The 16,919-nt window shown below is 41.5% G+C and carries 11 protein-coding genes; 7 read left to right on the forward strand and 4 right to left on the reverse strand.

The features are described 5' to 3' along the window. Positions 1-82: 82 nt before the first annotated feature. Positions 83-646, reverse strand: coding sequence for an alkyl hydroperoxide reductase subunit C (gene ahpC, locus ACOI22_RS07880; RefSeq protein WP_420671478.1), 564 nt, complete (start codon positions 644-646; stop codon positions 83-85). Between the two features lie 401 nt (positions 647-1,047). Here ahpC and ACOI22_RS07885 point away from each other — a divergent pair, with 401 nt between their 5' ends. The 4 genes from ACOI22_RS07885 to ACOI22_RS07900 all read left to right on the forward strand — a co-directional run bounded on the left by ACOI22_RS07885 (position 1,048) and on the right by ACOI22_RS07900 (position 4,631). Then, on the forward strand, positions 1,048-1,389 hold the full coding sequence (locus ACOI22_RS07885; protein ID WP_420671479.1) for a 5-carboxymethyl-2-hydroxymuconate isomerase: 342 nt from the start codon (positions 1,048-1,050) through the stop codon (positions 1,387-1,389). A 44-nt stretch (positions 1,390-1,433) separates the two neighbouring features. Then, positions 1,434-2,438 (forward strand): ribosome biogenesis GTPase YlqF, encoded by a 1,005-nt coding sequence (gene ylqF / locus ACOI22_RS07890; protein WP_420671480.1) that lies wholly within the window; start codon positions 1,434-1,436, stop codon positions 2,436-2,438. Positions 2,439-2,498: 60 nt separating this feature from the next. Next, positions 2,499-3,392: a dihydrodipicolinate synthase family protein gene (locus ACOI22_RS07895; protein ID WP_420671481.1), complete on the forward strand. Its 894-nt coding sequence runs from the start codon at positions 2,499-2,501 to the stop codon at positions 3,390-3,392. Between the two features lie 129 nt (positions 3,393-3,521). Beyond that, the gene (locus ACOI22_RS07900) at positions 3,522-4,631 is read left to right on the forward strand and encodes a hypothetical protein (protein ID WP_420671482.1); all 1,110 of its coding nucleotides are present in this window, start codon (positions 3,522-3,524) and stop codon (positions 4,629-4,631) included. On the opposite strand, the gene ACOI22_RS07905 is transcribed toward ACOI22_RS07900, so the two are convergent. Next, the gene (locus ACOI22_RS07905) at positions 4,621-5,709 is read right to left on the reverse strand and encodes a M20 family metallopeptidase (RefSeq protein WP_420671483.1); all 1,089 of its coding nucleotides are present in this window, start codon (positions 5,707-5,709) and stop codon (positions 4,621-4,623) included. The genes ACOI22_RS07900 and ACOI22_RS07905 overlap by 11 nt on opposite strands. 610 nt (positions 5,710-6,319) lie before the next feature. On the opposite strand from ACOI22_RS07905, the gene ACOI22_RS07910 reads away from it, so the two are divergent. From ACOI22_RS07910 to ACOI22_RS07920, 3 genes are read left to right on the forward strand one after another with little or no spacing between them, the layout of a single operon-like run. Continuing rightward, positions 6,320-7,252, forward strand: coding sequence for an ATP-grasp domain-containing protein (locus tag ACOI22_RS07910; RefSeq protein ID WP_420671484.1), 933 nt, complete (start codon positions 6,320-6,322; stop codon positions 7,250-7,252). Next, complete coding sequence (locus ACOI22_RS07915; protein WP_420671485.1) at positions 7,249-8,715, forward strand: ATP-grasp domain-containing protein; 1,467 nt, start codon at positions 7,249-7,251, stop codon at positions 8,713-8,715. Before ACOI22_RS07910 ends, ACOI22_RS07915 begins: the two co-directional genes overlap by 4 nt. 15 nt (positions 8,716-8,730) lie before the next feature. Beyond that, the gene (locus ACOI22_RS07920) at positions 8,731-11,403 is read left to right on the forward strand and encodes a M14 family zinc carboxypeptidase (RefSeq protein ID WP_420671486.1); all 2,673 of its coding nucleotides are present in this window, start codon (positions 8,731-8,733) and stop codon (positions 11,401-11,403) included. Between the two features lie 104 nt (positions 11,404-11,507). Here ACOI22_RS07920 and ACOI22_RS07925 read toward each other — a convergent pair whose 3' ends face one another. After that, positions 11,508-13,007, reverse strand: coding sequence for an inorganic triphosphatase (locus ACOI22_RS07925; protein ID WP_420671487.1), 1,500 nt, complete (start codon positions 13,005-13,007; stop codon positions 11,508-11,510). Between the two features lie 10 nt (positions 13,008-13,017). After that, positions 13,018-16,821 (reverse strand): bifunctional proline dehydrogenase/L-glutamate gamma-semialdehyde dehydrogenase PutA, encoded by a 3,804-nt coding sequence (putA, locus tag ACOI22_RS07930; protein WP_420671488.1) that lies wholly within the window; start codon positions 16,819-16,821, stop codon positions 13,018-13,020. Positions 16,822-16,919: the final 98 nt, after the last annotated feature.

A 16,919-nucleotide genomic window follows, 5' to 3' on the forward strand; every position in this document is an offset into this window, starting at 1 on the left:
ACTTCCTTCACCCTAAGGGCTTTGAAAGTTGCTCGCAGATTTCTCTGCGAGCAGTCAGTTTATGTTTCATTTAAACAAAAACTTAGATTTTACCTACTAGGTCTAGGCTTGGAGTAAGTGTCGCTTGACCTTGTTCCCAAGCTGCTGGACATACTTCACCGTCGTTGTCAGCTACGTACTGAGCGGCTTTAACTTTACGAAGCATATCTTTAGCACTACGGCCAATACCTAGGTCGTGAATTTCAGCAACCTTGATAATACCTTCTGGGTTAGCAAGGAAAGTACCACGAAGTGCACGACCTTCTTCTTCAATTAGTACATCAAAGCCACGTGATAATGCAAAAACGTTGTCAGACAATAATGGGTAAGTTACTTTACCGATTGCATCTGACGTGTCATGCCATGCTTTGTGTACGAAATGAGAGTCAGTAGATACACCGTAAACTTCAACGCCAAGGTCGTTTAATTCACCGTGGATTTTAGCCATATCTTCTAATTCAGTAGGGCATACAAAAGTAAAGTCAGCTGGGTAGAACAAGAAAATTGACCATTTACCTTTTACGTCTTCACTAGAAATAGTTTTGAATTCACCATTGTGAAAAGCTTCTACAGAAAAATCAGGGATAGACTGGTTAATAATTGACATACAATATTTCCTTTTCGTTAATTAAATAATTAGAGTTAAAATTCGTTACAACCCAACAATTAGTTATCTTGCTGAACCTGTGTTGTTACGTTGATAGTAAAGATATAGATGTTTTGCACTTAAATAAAACTAAAAGATTCGATTCGCTTCATTAGAAAAATCGATTAAGCCTAAATACATTTAGCGATACCCGCTAATTCAGCGCTATTTAAAGCATATCAACCTATTGTTTAGCTAAGTGTTTTATATATGGTGATCAACCCACTGTTTTTCTAGCCCCCTGTTAATAAAAAATAAATTTAATACAAAGCCTCGCTCGCTTTATCAAACATTGTTTGTTTTATAAAGCCTTGGGGCAGTGTAAACTAAGCGACTCTCATTTTTTATAAGAAGATTTTCTAATGCCTAATTTTGTTATTGAACATAGCCACTCTGTTAGCTCACAAATTAGTTCTAATGAGCTTATGGACAAAGTATTTGAAGGCGCTAAAGCCAGTGGTCATTTTCCACCAGAAGCAATTAAAATTCGCTGTGAAGAGCGCAGTAATTTTCGCTTACACGGCGAGCAAAAAGATTTCATCCATGTATCTGCCCATATACTAAGTGGCAGAACTGACGAACAAAAGCTTGAGATTTCATCATCGGTATTGAAAAAACTACAAAACTTAAGCGTAAAAAGTGTGTTTGTATCCGTTGAAGTAGTAGATATTCATCGTGCCAGCTTTGTTGACCACAGCTACTAAACCCTTTTTTTTAGCTTTCATTCACTTTTTTAAGGAAAACGAGCATGGCAGTACATTGGTTCCCAGGGCATATGCACAAAGCCTTAAAGGAAATAAAAGACGCACTTAGTGGCGTCGATATTCTTATTGAGGTCTTAGATGCACGTATCCCTTATTCGAGTGAAAACCCTGAAATTGCAAAAATACGCGGCAACAAGCCCTGTATTAAGATTCTCAATAAGTCTGATTTAGCAGACCCAGCAATTACGGCTGACTGGCAAGCCCATTTGGAATCAGAGCGTGGTGTTAAAACCATTACAACGTCAAATGACAATCCAGCAAAAACAAAGCAGCTTATTGATTTAATTCGTAAAACCTGTGCGCAAAAAGACCAATCAATTAAAACTATTAATGCCATGATAATGGGCATTCCCAATGTTGGAAAATCAACGCTTATTAATATTTTAGCTGAGCGCACTATTGCTAAAACCGGTAATGAGCCTGCCGTGACCAAAAGCCAACAGCGTATTAATTTGGGTAGCGGCATAGTGCTGTTTGATACCCCAGGCGTGTTATGGCCAAAACTTGAAAACCCCAATACGGGCTATCGTTTGGCGGCATCTGGCGCAGTTAAAGATACGGCCATGGAATATGATGATGTAGGTTTTTTCGCAGCCGATTACTTGATTAAAGCCTATCCAGAAGAAATGAAAACGCGCTTTAAACTTGATTGCTATGCGCAAACTGAGCTGGAGTTTTTGGAATTAGCCGCAGGTTCGCGCGGCGCCAAAATGGCTGGGGGGCGTGTTAATTTACATAAAATATGCGAAGTGTTAATTAATGAACTTCGCTCTGGCAAGCTAGGACGTATTACTTTAGAAACACCCGCAATGCTGGTAAAAGAAAAAGAAGAAATGGCAGAAGTAGCGGCTAAGAAACTAGCCGATAAAGCGAATCGCAAGCAAAAATTTAAAGATGGCTCATTAACACCTGACAAAAAAGATCGTAAAGAGAAGCGCACTGAAAAACGCGAAGAGCAAAGTGCTAGGATGAAAAAACGGCGTAAATAGTCAAACATAGGCGTTTGTAAGTAGAAGCTATTGAATATACAAACTGAAAAGGAATCTCATATGTTCTCAGGTTTATCGGCATTTCCCTTAACGCCTTTTAAAGACGAAAAGATAGATTATTCAGCTTTTGAATCATTGCTTAGCAACTTAGTAGACGCAAAAGTAGATTCAATTTGTCCTTTAGGGTCAACCGGCTTATACCCTTACCTCAGTGTTAAAGAAAAAGAATCATTAACCACAATGGCCGTTCAAATGGCCCTTAATATTCCTGTAATGGTGGGTATTGGAGCGCTACGAACAAGTGATGTTCTGCGCAATCTTGAAGTTGTTCAAAAAGCAGGGGTAGATGCGGTTTTGCTAGCGCCTACTTCTTACCACCCTTTGAAGGAAGCAGAGGTCTTTGCTTTGTATGAGAAGGTCTCTGCTAACTTATCAATTCCGTTATGCATATACGACAACCCAGGCACAACCCAATTTAGTTTTAGCGACGACCTTTACGTTCAACTTGCGCAATTAAACAAAATTGAAGCCATAAAAATGCCCGGCAAACGATTTGAATGCACAGATGCTAGAGATGCAACCACTGCCTTGCGGGCATCCTTACCGGCCAATTTTGCGCTAGGGGTGAGCGGCGATAAGTTTGGCGTAAGGGGTATGCAAGCAGGGTGCGATATGTGGTTGTCGGTATTAGGCGGCTTGTTTCCAAACACGGTCAAGCAGCTTATTTATTTAGCCAAGCAGCAAAATACAAATGAGGCTAATAATGCCTCTGAAAAGCTCAGTCCAATATGGGATTTGTTTGTTCAACATAAAGGTGGCATGCGAGTAATGGCTGGTGCAGCACACTTGCTAGGCTATACCGAAGCCCAATGCTTGCCGCAGCCCTTACAAGCACTGGACAAAGATGAAATGCTAGCTTTAAAAATAGTGTTACAAGAACTCAACATGGTATAGATGATACCTCAGTGACTCGCTTGATAAGTTCGCAGTCGTGGTTTATGGTTAAAAACACCACACCTAGAGTAAAAGCTGTTTACTAGGTAATTCTTTGTTTCACTTTTGTAGGGGAATAGGATGAACCTAATGAGATACGCCCAATACCTAAGCCTTACTCTTATTATGCTTATCCTATTGGCTTGCGGGGGCGGGGGCAGTTCTGAACTAACTAACAATCCTGTTCCACAACCTGTGCCAGACCCTGCCAATCAAATCACTTTTTCAGACCCCGTATTAAGCAATGTAGTCATTAATAAACTTCGCTTTTCCGGCGCCACTAAACTAGGCGCAAGCAACAGTGGTATATATAAGTTGGTTAATGACCAATGGACACTGCAGTCATCTAACGCTTGGATGGTATTTGATGTTGCCATTGTATCAGCAAGCCACTTCGTTGCATCCATACAAATCAACAATACCTTTCAACTTGCTCAAAGCACCGATGCCGGAAATACGTGGGAATTTATAACGCATGATTTTGGCGGCCCTACGGTTACGCCGGGGTTAAGCAACGAAAAAGTACAAGCCATTGTTTATGAGCCACAAACAGGCATTCTTTACGCGAGTGGTTACAGCGTTTTAGCGAGTTCGAATGATGAAGGCCGAACATGGCAGAAGCTATCAGGTACGTGGCAAGGGCTAGCGCGAGGCGCAGCCGCATTAACTGTTAATAGTGCCAATCAAAGCGTATGGTTTGGTGGACAAGGCGCAATAGAAAATCCAATTTTACAAGAGTATTCAAGCGCTTCAAATACCACGCAATCGCATAACGATGCAGTAAGTGCACTGCTTCCCATACCCAGTACAATAGAAGGTATTGTAATACACCCTGATTCAAGCGATGTTGTTTTTGCTGCCGGTGAAGGCGGCATAATAAAAACTGAAAATAACGGTGAAACATGGACAGGTGTATTGCTAGATAATGGCTATCGCTTTTACTATTCACTTATTATTGACCCCAGTAATACCAGCACAATGTATACCGCTGGCTGGTCAAAGGATATAAGCACCACACAGCCCCTAGTGCTTGAACTTACTAACGATGGCGGCCAAACTTGGGAAGCGTTTACTCACCCTGATAGCACCCTATTTGGCGGGGTAAGGTCCATGCAAAGCGAGGTAAACGAAAACGATGAGTTTGCGCTTTATTTCGCCTTGCAAAACGGAGGCATTGTTCAGGTCAGTATTACTGATTGAAGGCCAGCAATATTTTAGTGACTTCACCTATGCGGCGTGTAAAACTGGCTTTACTGGCGCGTTCATGAATAGTATGGTCACCATCACCAAAAGGGCCAAAGCCATCTAAAGTAGCCACACCAGCAGCTGAAACAATGTTTGCGTCACTTACGCCACCACGTTTTTCCGTTTTCAGCGGGTAACCTAAAATGTTATTAATTTGCTCAATCAACTGGCTTTGAGGCTCAGAGCTTTGCATCACATCACGCTGAATGCCGCCACTTAAGCTAGCACTCACCCCATCTACTGCTGGATTTTGGCAAATTTCTTTAATACCTTTTAGTAAGCGTTCTTTCTCTGTGCTTTGTGTGTAGCGCAGCTCAACAATAATTTCAGCTTTTGGTGAAATGGTATTTGCGCCAATGCCGCCACTTATTTTCCCGGCATTCACTGTGCTATTTTGGCTTAAATCAGTTAAAGCGGTTAAGGCGATAATCATATGGGCAGCGGCCAAATTGGCATTGCACCCATCACTGTAGTGATTTCCCGCATGGGCAGCTTTGCCAGTTAGCTGGATGGTAAAGGTCCCTACCCCTTTGCGCTCAACAACCACTTCATGGTCTTTTCCAGCGGCTTCAAACACTAAGCATATGTCATAGTCTTCGGCTAATTTTGCACTTAAAAGCTTGCTGTCATCGCTTCCGCTTTCTTCGTCACTTACCAGCAGCATATCAATATTGTTTAGTTTGCCTTGCTTGTTCTTAACTGCCCGTAATGACTCTAAGGCAACTACGTTACCGCCTTTCATATCGCATACACCGGGGCCATATACCCACTCATCGTCTTCAGAAAAATCCGTGAAAGTATTGGGCGGAAATACAGTATCTAAATGGCCTAATAACAACACTCGCTTTTTGCCTTCCACAACGGGGGAGCTGTATAAAACATGATCGCCTATATGCTCACGAGCAAACACTTGCGTGCTAAAGCCTAAGTCTTCCATCCATTGGCTGAAAATAACGCGGTTTTCGTCTACACCCGATTTATTTTTAGTGTAAGAATTTAAATTAATAATGCTTGCTAGTTCAGTGAAGTCCACTTGTGTTCCTTTAAAAACAATGCCTTTGGCATAAGTTATTTGTTAGGGGCTTGATTACCACAATTAGCTACAAGCAATTGCAATACCAATTAACCGAAGGTGTTTGATTTTCATATTAATTGAAGGGCCCCCTCGTGCTAGCCCTACGTGGCGAATATTTTGCGCCAGCCCCTCGTTTATTTTCGCTTACTTATCCAAACTTAAAATACATGCACCACAATGTAACAACTGCATGATATTGGGCAATAATTACACGCATTTGACCTTACATGATGAATAGAACAAAAAGAACGAAACGATCATGCTCTACGACTAAAGGCTATATTGTTATGTTGAGAATCAAACACGCATTCTCTGTAAACTAAGCGCCAAAGGTCTTTCCTTACCTTATCACTAACGTCAATGTTGATTGAAAGTGTCAAGAGTGCTTATTAATGCAGCAAGTAGAATGAAAGTGGCAGGACCAATTTCGAATTGGCTTCATTATTGCTCAAGTGTTTATAAATACATCATATTTTAGTTGCTATATAAGCGTAAAAATTTACGTACCGTCATAATTAAAAAGTAGACTCTAGGCTTAGGTCATGAGTTTTTTAGGGAGAATACTGCGATGCATACAACAAATTTTGGTTCACAGCCAACCATCGGTATGTGGATGTACCAAAATAGTGGTGGAAGTGAATTGCAACTTCAACTTGTTGATTTACTTAAAAATAAAGGGATACATGCTATCACCAATTTGGATTTAGCCAATTCTTCGGCTCACAATGGTGAAATTGTATGTAACGGCATAGTAATGGAAGGCTTATCTGCCTTTTTCTCATATAATGCAGGTGAACAAACTGCATACCAAGTTTATATGTACGACGCGCTAAGTCACTCTATTCCTACTATTAATAATTATGACGCGTTTACTATTACGGAAGATAAATTTTTAACGGCACACTTGCTAAACAGAGCCGGTATTCGTACGTCTGAATACCGTTTAATTGGGCATATGGATATTTCCTTACTTAAAAATACCGTACGGGAATGGCAAGGGCACGTTGTTTATAAACCCACTGATGGTTGGGGCGGCAATGGCATAGTAAAAATTGAAGATGAACGCTCACTTGATGTACTTATTCCATTTTTAAATAGAATGGATATGAAACATTTCTACCTTGAAAAATTCATCAATTATGACAAGTCAGATTGGCGAGTAGATATAGTTGATGGGGAATTTGTAGGCTGCTATGGCCGCACAGCACCTAAGGATGATTGGAAAACAAACATTACCAGCGGTGGCTCTGTCATATTACGTAAACCTGATGACGATATTATTGAGCTTGCCATTAAAGCGGCTAAGGTAACCGGCTTAGAAATAGCTGGAGTAGACTTACTCTACGACCTAGACACCGAGGAGTATGTGGTACTTGAGGTAAATGGCATTCCTGCATTTGCCACGCCAGAGCAAGAAAAGCTAGGCATTGATTATAACAAATTAAAGCTTGAGAAAATTGCTAACCTGATTGAACGAATTGTAGAAGAGAACGCAGAATGACTAAAAAAGGTAAAACCAAACTTCCTAAAATAGGCTTGTTGTATTTAGACCATGTACTGCAATTTTTTAATAAATCTAATTTTAGAGGCTGGCCTGATAAAATAGATACTGTCACGTATCATTGGCGAAATGATAAAGATCGCTTTATCAAAGAAGTGAAGCGTAAAAATATCGAAATCCTTATTGGCAATATTCCGGCGACTGCCTACGAAACCTTTCGTGAAATAAGCCGCGCCTTACCCAATGTTGAGTTTGTTCCGTCACTCGACACACAATTTGCTAACAAATCTAAAGAAAACGTGACCCTGTTTTGCGAAAAGTACAATATCCCAATTCCTAAAACTCGTATTTTTTATGAAAAGCAAGAAGCTGATACGTTTTTGAAAAAAACCAGCTACCCCAAGATCATTAAAAAATCATACGGGCCTTCAAACTACGGTGGCTATTTTGTTCACAAAGTGGATAGTTACAAAGAAGCGCAAACCTTACTTGAAAAGAAAAAATACTACCCAGTTTACCTGCAAGATTTTGTGCCAATGGCAGCCGATATTCGCGTTATGCTAATTGGTCATAAGCCTGTTTGTGCATTCTGGCGTCGCCCACCTGAAGGTGAATGGTTAACGAATACCAGCCAAGGTGGTTCAATGGATTACCAAGACGTACCACAAGAGGTACTAGACCTTTCAGTAAAAGTATCGAAAGCCGCAAAAGCGGAATACTGGGCTTGTGACGTTGCAGTAGGCGTTGATGGTAAATATCGAATATTGGAATGTGCTACCGCATTTGCTGCTTTTCCTTATATTCGAGATTGGATTGGTCAGTACTTGATGTGGAAATTTTCTAAGGGTAAATTTAACTTGCCGAACATTCCTTTATATAACTGGGAAGAGCTGTCTAAGATAAATTCTTCAGTGCTTCGTACAATGCGCTACATCACCTTTGGTAAAGAAGTTCTGCCAAGCTGTGACGGTGGTGAACTATTTACAAAAATAAGTGATGACAACTACCCCATAGTTGACACCATTGACGAAAAGAAAGAAGAATGGCCTAGTGAGAAGTGGAACCGCCAAGATAACTACCAAACAAAGAATTCTAAAAAGACGTCTAGCGCTGAAAAATCAAGCAACTCTGGCGCAAAGAGTGCATCTATACAGGGATCTACAGAATTAAATAGCCAAGTAATACAAGCAGAAGCCGATGAAACGGCTGAATCGCAGGAAATAGAACAAATTAACAGCGGTTTAACGTATAATGCCGAGCAGTTTGAATTATTTTTTGCAAGCATAAAAGGTTTCGGTAAAAAGCAGGTTTCATTAATATTTGAAACCTTAGACTTATCCGTTATTCATCAATCATTAGAAGCAGATGGCGCTGAATTTTACAAAGTTAAAAATATAGGTGAGAAGAAGCTCACTAATATGCTAACTAAGTGGAAGGAGTTCAAAAGCGAAACTGCTCTATAAACGTTAAGTAGAAGAATGAAAAAACAATATTTTTCATACAAAGAAACCATTGAGTTTCTAAATGAATCAGCAGCTGCATATCCTGATTTAATCAAAGTTGAGAGCATTGGTGACACATGGGAAGGCCGCCCCATTATGATGGCGACTATTAGCATCGATGTTAAAAATGCTGATAAAAAGCCAGCTATGTTATATACCGGTACCATTCACGCTCGTGAATGGATTGGTATTGAACTGGCAAACACATTTATAAAGTACATTACTGACAACTATCAATTTAATCCAAAGTTGCAAGAAGCGCTTACGCGCAATACTTTGTACATAGTACCTTGCCTTAACCCTGACGGGTTTGAGTATTCACGTACGCATTTCTCTTTTTGGCGCAAGAATAGACGCAACAACGGTGATGGTTCGTTCGGCGTTGATTTGAATAGAAACTTCGGCGTGCGATTTAAGGCTCGTTCAGATCCCTCTTCAAACACTTATGGTGGTCCTTCGGCATTTTCAGAACCTGAAACACGCGCCGTTCGTGATTTTGTAGATGCACATAAAAATATTACCATGGCCTTGGATTATCATTCTCAGGGCAACGTTTTCTTCCCTGCGCACAAATTTGATCACGAAGCTGAAATTGATACCACAGACTTAAACACTCTTTGCGCCAATATGGCTTTTGAAATTGAAAAAGTCACTGGCAGAAAATACGGCATTCACCGCGGAAAACCGCCCACTAATTTAATAAATGGAAGTGGCCGAGAGTATTATTACAGCTTAGGTATTATTTCAACCGTTGTTGAGGTAGGTACAAAAAACATTCCTGATTACATGGAAAATATGTCTCAGAATGTAAATGAAAACATTCCTGCCTTAGTTCATGCGCTGAGTTCTGCGGTCAACTATTCTGATATAGCGCCACCTCGCCCCGATGATTTTAATATTGGTGAAATAAGCGAAAATTCTGTATTGCTAGAATGGTCTTACCCTTCCGATGAAGACGTTTATTTTGAAATTTATAGAAACACTCAGCATAAGGGCCCCTGTTTAGATGACAATCTTGTTGGGATTACTAAAGCGCTAAATTTTCAAGATATTCAGTTAAAGCAAGGGCAGCATTATTTTTATAAAATTCGTGCGGTATCAATCAGTACCCAAATTAAAAGTCCTTATGCACCGGAAGTTAAGTTACGTACTTTATTAGCTCACGAGCAATTTAGTAAAACGCTTTTCCCTAGTGCAAAACAAATTGGGTATGTTGGACAGTATACGCAAGAACGCAATTTTGAACATTTCGGCCATAACTCCTTGTTTATTGGAGTGAACAAAAGCCGCGGTGTTTGCTATGGCGTAATTTCATTTTCACTAGACCGTTTACCTGACGACGCAGAAATTACACAAGCGTGTTTCTCTATTTATCCGATGAACCGCGTAAGTGCTAAGCTGACGGGTTACGGTGAATGGGGGATCTCATTTTTAGATGTGGATTCGGTGCCTAACATTCGTGATTACAACGATATTGTTAACGCCAAAGTTATTCACTCGGGCCAAACTATTGAGTCCGACCGCGTTACCCAAGGGGTATGGAGTGACTGGCAATTAAACGGTAAAGAACGCAGTATTTTGCAAGAGCAGCTAAAAACAGGCAATGTGCTTATTCGTATTGATGGGCCCACCACCTTACCGAATGGCGCTGATTCTCAAATGATGCAGTTTGATATTGGTTATGGACGCTTTGGCTCAGGTATTCACTACCGTCCAAACTTACAAATAACCTATACCCGCCAGGCCAAAAAACTAGAATTAGCCCCTACTAGCGTTAATACTATTACGGCCAATGGAAATACCTCTGGTAAGCTACAAACTGGTTACGATAAAGACGGTAATAAAATATATGGGCACTTAGCCTTTGCCCTGCACTCTATGCCTGAGCCAAGTAAAACCGTTATTACAAAAGCATATTTAGCCTTATCAAACAAAAATGCGCTTGGTCCTAAAAAGGATATTCGCTTTACCGTTGAACTAGCTGAGTTTGAAGATATTGATTATGAAAGCGTAAAAGAACGAAAGAGCATTCAGTACATAGGTTACGAAGTTAGCAATGCTGAACTACGCAATAAAAAACAACACTATTTTGATTTTGATAGTTACAGCCGCAATGTACTTGAAGAAATTCACAGTGAAAATGCGCAAGCTTACTTCCTCATTCGTGCTACATCTGGTTTTAGAGATGGGCAAGATGAATTAGTGGAATGGGTGAACAATGCCATTGAAAACGAGCAAGCGACTTTAGTACTTGAGTATATTGAACGCAATAAGACGCCGCTTGATGCGCCAACTAATGTGCAAACCAAAATTGAAAACAACAAAGTGAAAATTTTATGGGATAACCCACAAAGCGAAGACTTCGTTGGCTCATTTGTAGTACGTAATCGCTTCCATCCGCCCCGCTCTCCTTTTGATGGCGTTAAGCTTTATGGTGGCCCTGACAACTACACCTTTGACAGTTTTGGTAACCCAAATGTACCTAAGTACTATGCAGTGTTCAGTTACGACAATGTACCTAACTATTCACAAGCCAGTTGCGTGCATTTTAGCGTTGAGCAAACCATTCCAATTGATGAAATTGATCCAGAAGAAATGGAATCGCAAACTGACGACGCAGCAAATGAATTACCTGACGAAGAGGCCTAACTAGGCAGGTTTGTAAGCTTGTAAAAAAGCCGTTTTTGTTATTTTTGCTTTTATAGCATTAACAACAAGAACGGCTTTTTTGTATTTAGCAGAAGCAAGGAATGTTACCAGTACGTATCTAGCCCCATCGCTACTTTTCGAGTTTGCTCCATTACTTTGATTAAGCTATGGGTTTTGTCTTGGATCCAGCTAGAAAACTCGGCTTTATCATCTACCTGCATATCATTAAGAGCCTCGTGCAATAGCAAAATCGCCTTTAGCTCGACAATACCCGAAGATAAATCAAGCCAAGGGTCTCTAAATTGGCCCCGGCTATCAGCAAATAAGCCAGAAAGCATGAACCCATTAATAAGCGATTGTTTTAACAATACCTCTATTGCCACGTACTGATTTTCATTCATACTCGCATCTGCAGGTAATGACTGAATCACCGTTTGCCAAGTTTGTGACAACCAACCATTCGCGTGTTGTTTCACACTTATTTCACTGCCTGACTTTTGCATTTGCCACGGCTTTTCAATTAAGATTCTAGACGCTGCCAGCTGCACCTTTGCACTCAATTTTGACATATTCAATTCATGGGGTTTATGTGCATTGAGCAAACCTTCTCGGCGTCCCATTAGGTAATTCATCAAATTTTGATTTTTAGGAATTCTACGGCTAAACGGCCCCTTGCGTGAACGCAAGCGATGAATGCTTTCTAGTTGGTCTTGCCATGCCCACGCCTGATTCAGCGTGAGTAACGCTTTATGCAATTCAAGCAGCTCTTTACATTGCAGCACAGGCAAGTACAACGACACCGCCTGCAAAAGTATCAATAGGCTTTCGCGTATCTCTAATAAAGCTTTTAAACGATTCGTTTGCGAGTATACATGCTGATGATACTGCCAGTGCTGTAGGCCTATAGATATCGTTTTGCAGAACGCATCTTCTGTACTCAGCCCTTCATTTAACTTTAAATAAGCGGGTAAACTGCGTTTTTCAGGCACGTTACCATGCAATAGTTGATAGCCACGCGCCGCCTTTGTCACATCGCTTAAACGGCTTGGTATATGCTCTACTATCATCGAAGCGATGTTAAATAAGTGAATCGCTTCACCGTCTATTAATTCCAGCTCAATTTCACAAATGGGAATAGCGTCTTGCTTGCGTTTAACTTCACCAAAATCAAACACCACTTCCATTTTGTAATCATTCTGGCTTAGAACAAATGTAGTTCGTTCAAAATGCGTTGAAAACAAACCTTCGAGTTCGTCGTTAACTTGTTTAATGTTGATAGAATCTTCCCAAATGTCGGCTGGGAATTTTGCTAAATCAGGTACCGGAGATTCTAACTTTACGTTATATTCGGGGCGCTGATGAAGCCCCCCGGTTACCTCGCCGTTCGTTTTAACCGTTTGCTCATACTCATGGTTTTTAGCGCGCACCCTACAACCCATTTTACGCTTTCCAAAAAATTCAGATGGCGTATCAAAATACTCATTGTATAAATGCGCATGAGAGCGCTCTACATCAATGCCTTGGTTTGTAAGTAAAGGCAGCACACTATTCTCAAAGCGCTCAAGCGCATCCGTTTCGCAAGCTAGTTTAAGTTCTATCTCCATAGCATTCCCCTTATTCGTCGTCTTCGCTAAGGGTCATTAGGGAGGTATTTCCACCAGATGCGGTGGTATCAATACTGATTGTTTTTTCAGTTAATAAGCGCTGAATCATGTTGTCATTATACTCAGCGGTAATTACCGGTAAAATAGCGCCAGAACGAGCCGCCATTTTTTGCACAATGTTTGCCGTTCTCGATGTATTACTGTCAATAATCATACCGGCAATGTCAGCATGCTCAAGTAAGGCTTCTAAGTGCTTAAGTTTGGCTACTTGGAAAACGCCTTTAGGCGCGCCCGAACTTTCGAATTTATCTTTAAAGGCCAGAGCTTCATCATAAAATAAGTCTGATACCACTGATATCACAACATTACCCGTAGCTAAACCCGTAACAATTGATAAGACCCAATATTCAAACGTTACTTCTTTATCAGCGAACGTTACCAAGGTGCCCCTTGGTTCAAGGTGTAAGGTATTTGATTCACCTGTAGGACCGGGTAACACCTGTGGCTTTTTCAAACGTTTTTCAATCGCCAGTAACTGCGATCTAGCGCTTGCTAAGGTTGTGTTCAAATCATCGGCTAATTCATCAACAATATCTACATTCGCTATTTTTGCCAATAGCTGTCGTACACATGACAACCTTGACGTAAGCGTGGTTAAGCGCCATTCACGGCTTACTTTTGACGCACTGCTTACTAATGCTTGCACTTCGCTATACGCTGACTCATCACTCACTAAGGCTTGGTCATCAGCAAACTCATCGCTATCATTTGTTAATTCAGGTGTTACCTTTTCCATCATTAAGCGAGGTAAGTAATTCGGGCCACCGGCTTTAGGGCCTGTACCCGATAAACCTCTACCACCAAATGGTTGTACGCCAACAATTGCACCAATCATATTGCGGTTAATGTATACGTTACCTGCGCGTGATAATTTAGCCAGCTCATAAGCTCGCTCTTCAATACGAGTATGCACCCCCATAGTCAGGCCATAGCCAGTGTCATTAATTTGATCAATCACCTTATCTAAGTCTTTGCCTTTAAAGCGCACAACATGAACGCAAGGGCCAAACACTTCTTTTTCAAGCACGTTAATGTTATCAATCTCGTATAAACGAGGCGCAAAGTAAGTGCCATCTAAATCATCACTTAGCTCACATTGGTAAAGCAGCTTACCTTTGTCTTTCATAAACTCGGTATGGCTAGTAAGTGTGTTTAATGCTTTTGTATCTATAACTGGGCCAATATCGGTAGACAGCCATTGTGGGTCGCCAATGCTTAAGGTTTTCATTGCGCCAATTAACATGCTTATGAAAGTGTCAGCCACGTCTTCTTGAATAAATAGCACGCGCAAAGCTGAGCATCGCTGGCCTGCACTTTGAAAGCCCGATTGCACCACATCATCAATCACCTGTTCAGGTAGCGCGGTAGAATCTACAATCATGCAGTTTTGCCCACCGGTTTCAGCAATTAATGGCACCTGCGAGCCTTCCCTTTGAGCAAGGGTTTGTGAAATCAAGCTACCCGTTTGGGTTGACCCAGTAAACATAACACCTTGAATACGTTCATCAGGTAATAAGGTATCGCCTACATCAGGGCCTGACGCAATAATCACTTGCACTACATCTTTAGGCAAGCCTACCGCGTGCATCAATTCAATGGCTCTGGCGGCAATTAAACTGGTTTGCTCGGCAGGTTTTGCCATTACGGTATTGCCCGTAACAATAGCGGCGGCTACTTGGCCTAGGAAAATAGCTAGCGGGAAATTCCATGGGCTGATACACAATATAACTCCGCGCGGCACTAGGCGGTTAGTGGTGTTGAGCTTTTGCGCTTCAACCGCATAATAGCGGCAAAAATCAACGGCTTCTCGTATTTCGTCAATGCCATCTTGCGCAATTTTACCGGCCTCTTTTATACACAAGCCAATTAGCTCGTCCATGTGGCGTTCAAGTATATCCGCTGTGCGATTTAAGATTTCAGCACGTTCTGCCACCGGCAACTGTGACCACGAACTAAAAGCGGTATCAGCCGCATCGAGTTTTGCGAGCATTGCATCTTTTGTATCAAATGTGTGGTAGCCAAGTACTTCACTTAAGTTAGCAGGGTTGCGAACTACATGATTCGCCTCATCGTTTTGCGGCACTTCAAGATGCTTGGTATGCAAGGCAAACCACCGGCCAATACTTTGGGCAAGCAGTGTTGTTTTAGCAATATCGTATAAATCATGCCCTTTTGAATTGGCTCGGCTTTCACCGTATAAATTAACGGGCATGGAAATTTGCGTGTTCATACGTTTGGCTAGGCGCTGAGTATGCTCAACCGGATCCCCTAGCAACTCTTCCACGGCTTTGGTGTCATCCACTATGGCATTCACAAATGACGAGTTTGCGCCGTTTTCCAACAAACGTCGCACTAAGTAAGCCAATAAGTCTTCGTGCTTTCCTACCGGCGCGTAAACGCGGCACTGAATGTTATCTTGCTTAACAATTTGGTCATAAAGGGTGTCTCCCATGCCATGCAAACATTGAAACTCAAAGCCTTCTTTGTCATCACCGGCTAACTCTAAAATAACCGAAGCGGTATAGGCATTGTGCGTAGCAAACTGTGGGTAAATACTATCTCTGTAGGCTAGTAATCTATTGGCACAAGCATGGTAAGACACATCGGTAGACGCTTTTCGCGTGAACACTGGAAAATCTTCAAACCCGCCTTGCTGGCTGTGTTTAATTTCAGTGTCCCAGTAAGCCCCTTTTACTAGGCGCAGCATCAGCTTTTTATTTACTTTTAAACTAAGCTCTCGTAGCCATTCAATCACAAAAATGGCGCGCTTTTGATAAGCCTGTACAGCTAAACCAAAGCCATTCCAATCACCTAAATCAGGATCAGAGAACACCGCTTCAATAATATCCAACGAAATTTCGAGGCGTTCTGATTCTTCAGCATCAACCGTTAAGCCTATATCGTACTCTTTGGCCAACATGCAAAGCGCTTTGAGCTTGGCTACTATTTCAGGCACTACTTGTTCATATTTAAGATGGTCGTATCGAGGATGAATAGCCGACAACTTAACCGATATACCTGGGCTTTTACGCGGGCCTTTTCCTTTTGCGGCTTTGCCAATCACTTTAATAGCATCTTCGTATGCTTGGTAATAACGCTGTGCATCATTGTATGTGCGTGCGCCCTCACCTAACATATCGTATGAATATACATAGCCTATTTTTTCTTTGTCTTCGGCGCGCTTAACCGCGTCTTCTATGGTTTCGCCCATTACAAATTGTTTGCCCATAATTTTCATGGCAATATTCATTGCGCGGCGAATAACCGGTTCACCCATGCGGCCTAAGGTTTTTTTCAACAGTCCAAATTGTGCGGCTTTGCGCTCATTGGCGTAGTTCACCATGTTACCTGTGAACATTAGGCCCCAGGCAGAAGCATTCACAAAAATAGAATCACTATTTCCTAAATGGCTTGACCACTGCCCTTTAGAGAGTTTGTCACGAATAAGCTCGTCTTGTGTTGATTTGTCAGGCACTCTCAGCAAAGCTTCGGCCAAGCACATCAAAACAATGCCCTCTTCTGTTGATAACGAGAACTCGTTTAACAATGCATCAATACCACCGTGCCCTTCTTGCTCATCACGAATTCGCAAAACCATAGTACGCGCACGTTCCCACGCACGACTTCTTGCACGCATACTTACCTCGGCTTCAGGCAAAATATGCTCAAGCGCTTGTGATTCATTAATACGATAAAACTCGCGAATTCTTTGGCGAATAGCAGACACAGACTCTGCATGGGTATTCATTAACATTTACAAACAACTCCTTTGATATGAGTGTATTTAAGAGGCGCGCACGGCCTATTAGAATAAATAAGGTACGTACTGATTTTCGCTACGATAAGCTTAAT

Origin of the sequence: Glaciecola sp. 2405UD65-10 (assembly GCF_048820975.1) — a bacterium.
Lineage (GTDB): Bacteria > Pseudomonadota > Gammaproteobacteria > Enterobacterales > Alteromonadaceae > Glaciecola.

Excerpts from the sequence above, each read along its gene's own strand:
- ahpC (WP_420671478.1), bottom strand. The coding sequence starts at position 646 with ATGTCAATTATTAACCAGTCTATCCCTGATTTTTCTGTAGAAGCTTTT.
- ACOI22_RS07885 (WP_420671479.1), top strand. The coding sequence starts at position 1,048 with ATGCCTAATTTTGTTATTGAACATAGCCACTCTGTTAGCTCACAAATT.
- ylqF (WP_420671480.1), top strand. The coding sequence starts at position 1,434 with ATGGCAGTACATTGGTTCCCAGGGCATATGCACAAAGCCTTAAAGGAA.
- ACOI22_RS07895 (WP_420671481.1), top strand. The coding sequence starts at position 2,499 with ATGTTCTCAGGTTTATCGGCATTTCCCTTAACGCCTTTTAAAGACGAA.
- ACOI22_RS07900 (WP_420671482.1), top strand. The coding sequence starts at position 3,522 with ATGAGATACGCCCAATACCTAAGCCTTACTCTTATTATGCTTATCCTA.
- ACOI22_RS07910 (WP_420671484.1), top strand. The coding sequence starts at position 6,320 with ATGCATACAACAAATTTTGGTTCACAGCCAACCATCGGTATGTGGATG.
- ACOI22_RS07915 (WP_420671485.1), top strand. The coding sequence starts at position 7,249 with ATGACTAAAAAAGGTAAAACCAAACTTCCTAAAATAGGCTTGTTGTAT.
- ACOI22_RS07920 (WP_420671486.1), top strand. The coding sequence starts at position 8,731 with ATGAAAAAACAATATTTTTCATACAAAGAAACCATTGAGTTTCTAAAT.
- ACOI22_RS07925 (WP_420671487.1), bottom strand. The coding sequence starts at position 13,007 with ATGGAGATAGAACTTAAACTAGCTTGCGAAACGGATGCGCTTGAGCGC.
- putA (WP_420671488.1), bottom strand. The coding sequence starts at position 16,821 with ATGTTAATGAATACCCATGCAGAGTCTGTGTCTGCTATTCGCCAAAGA.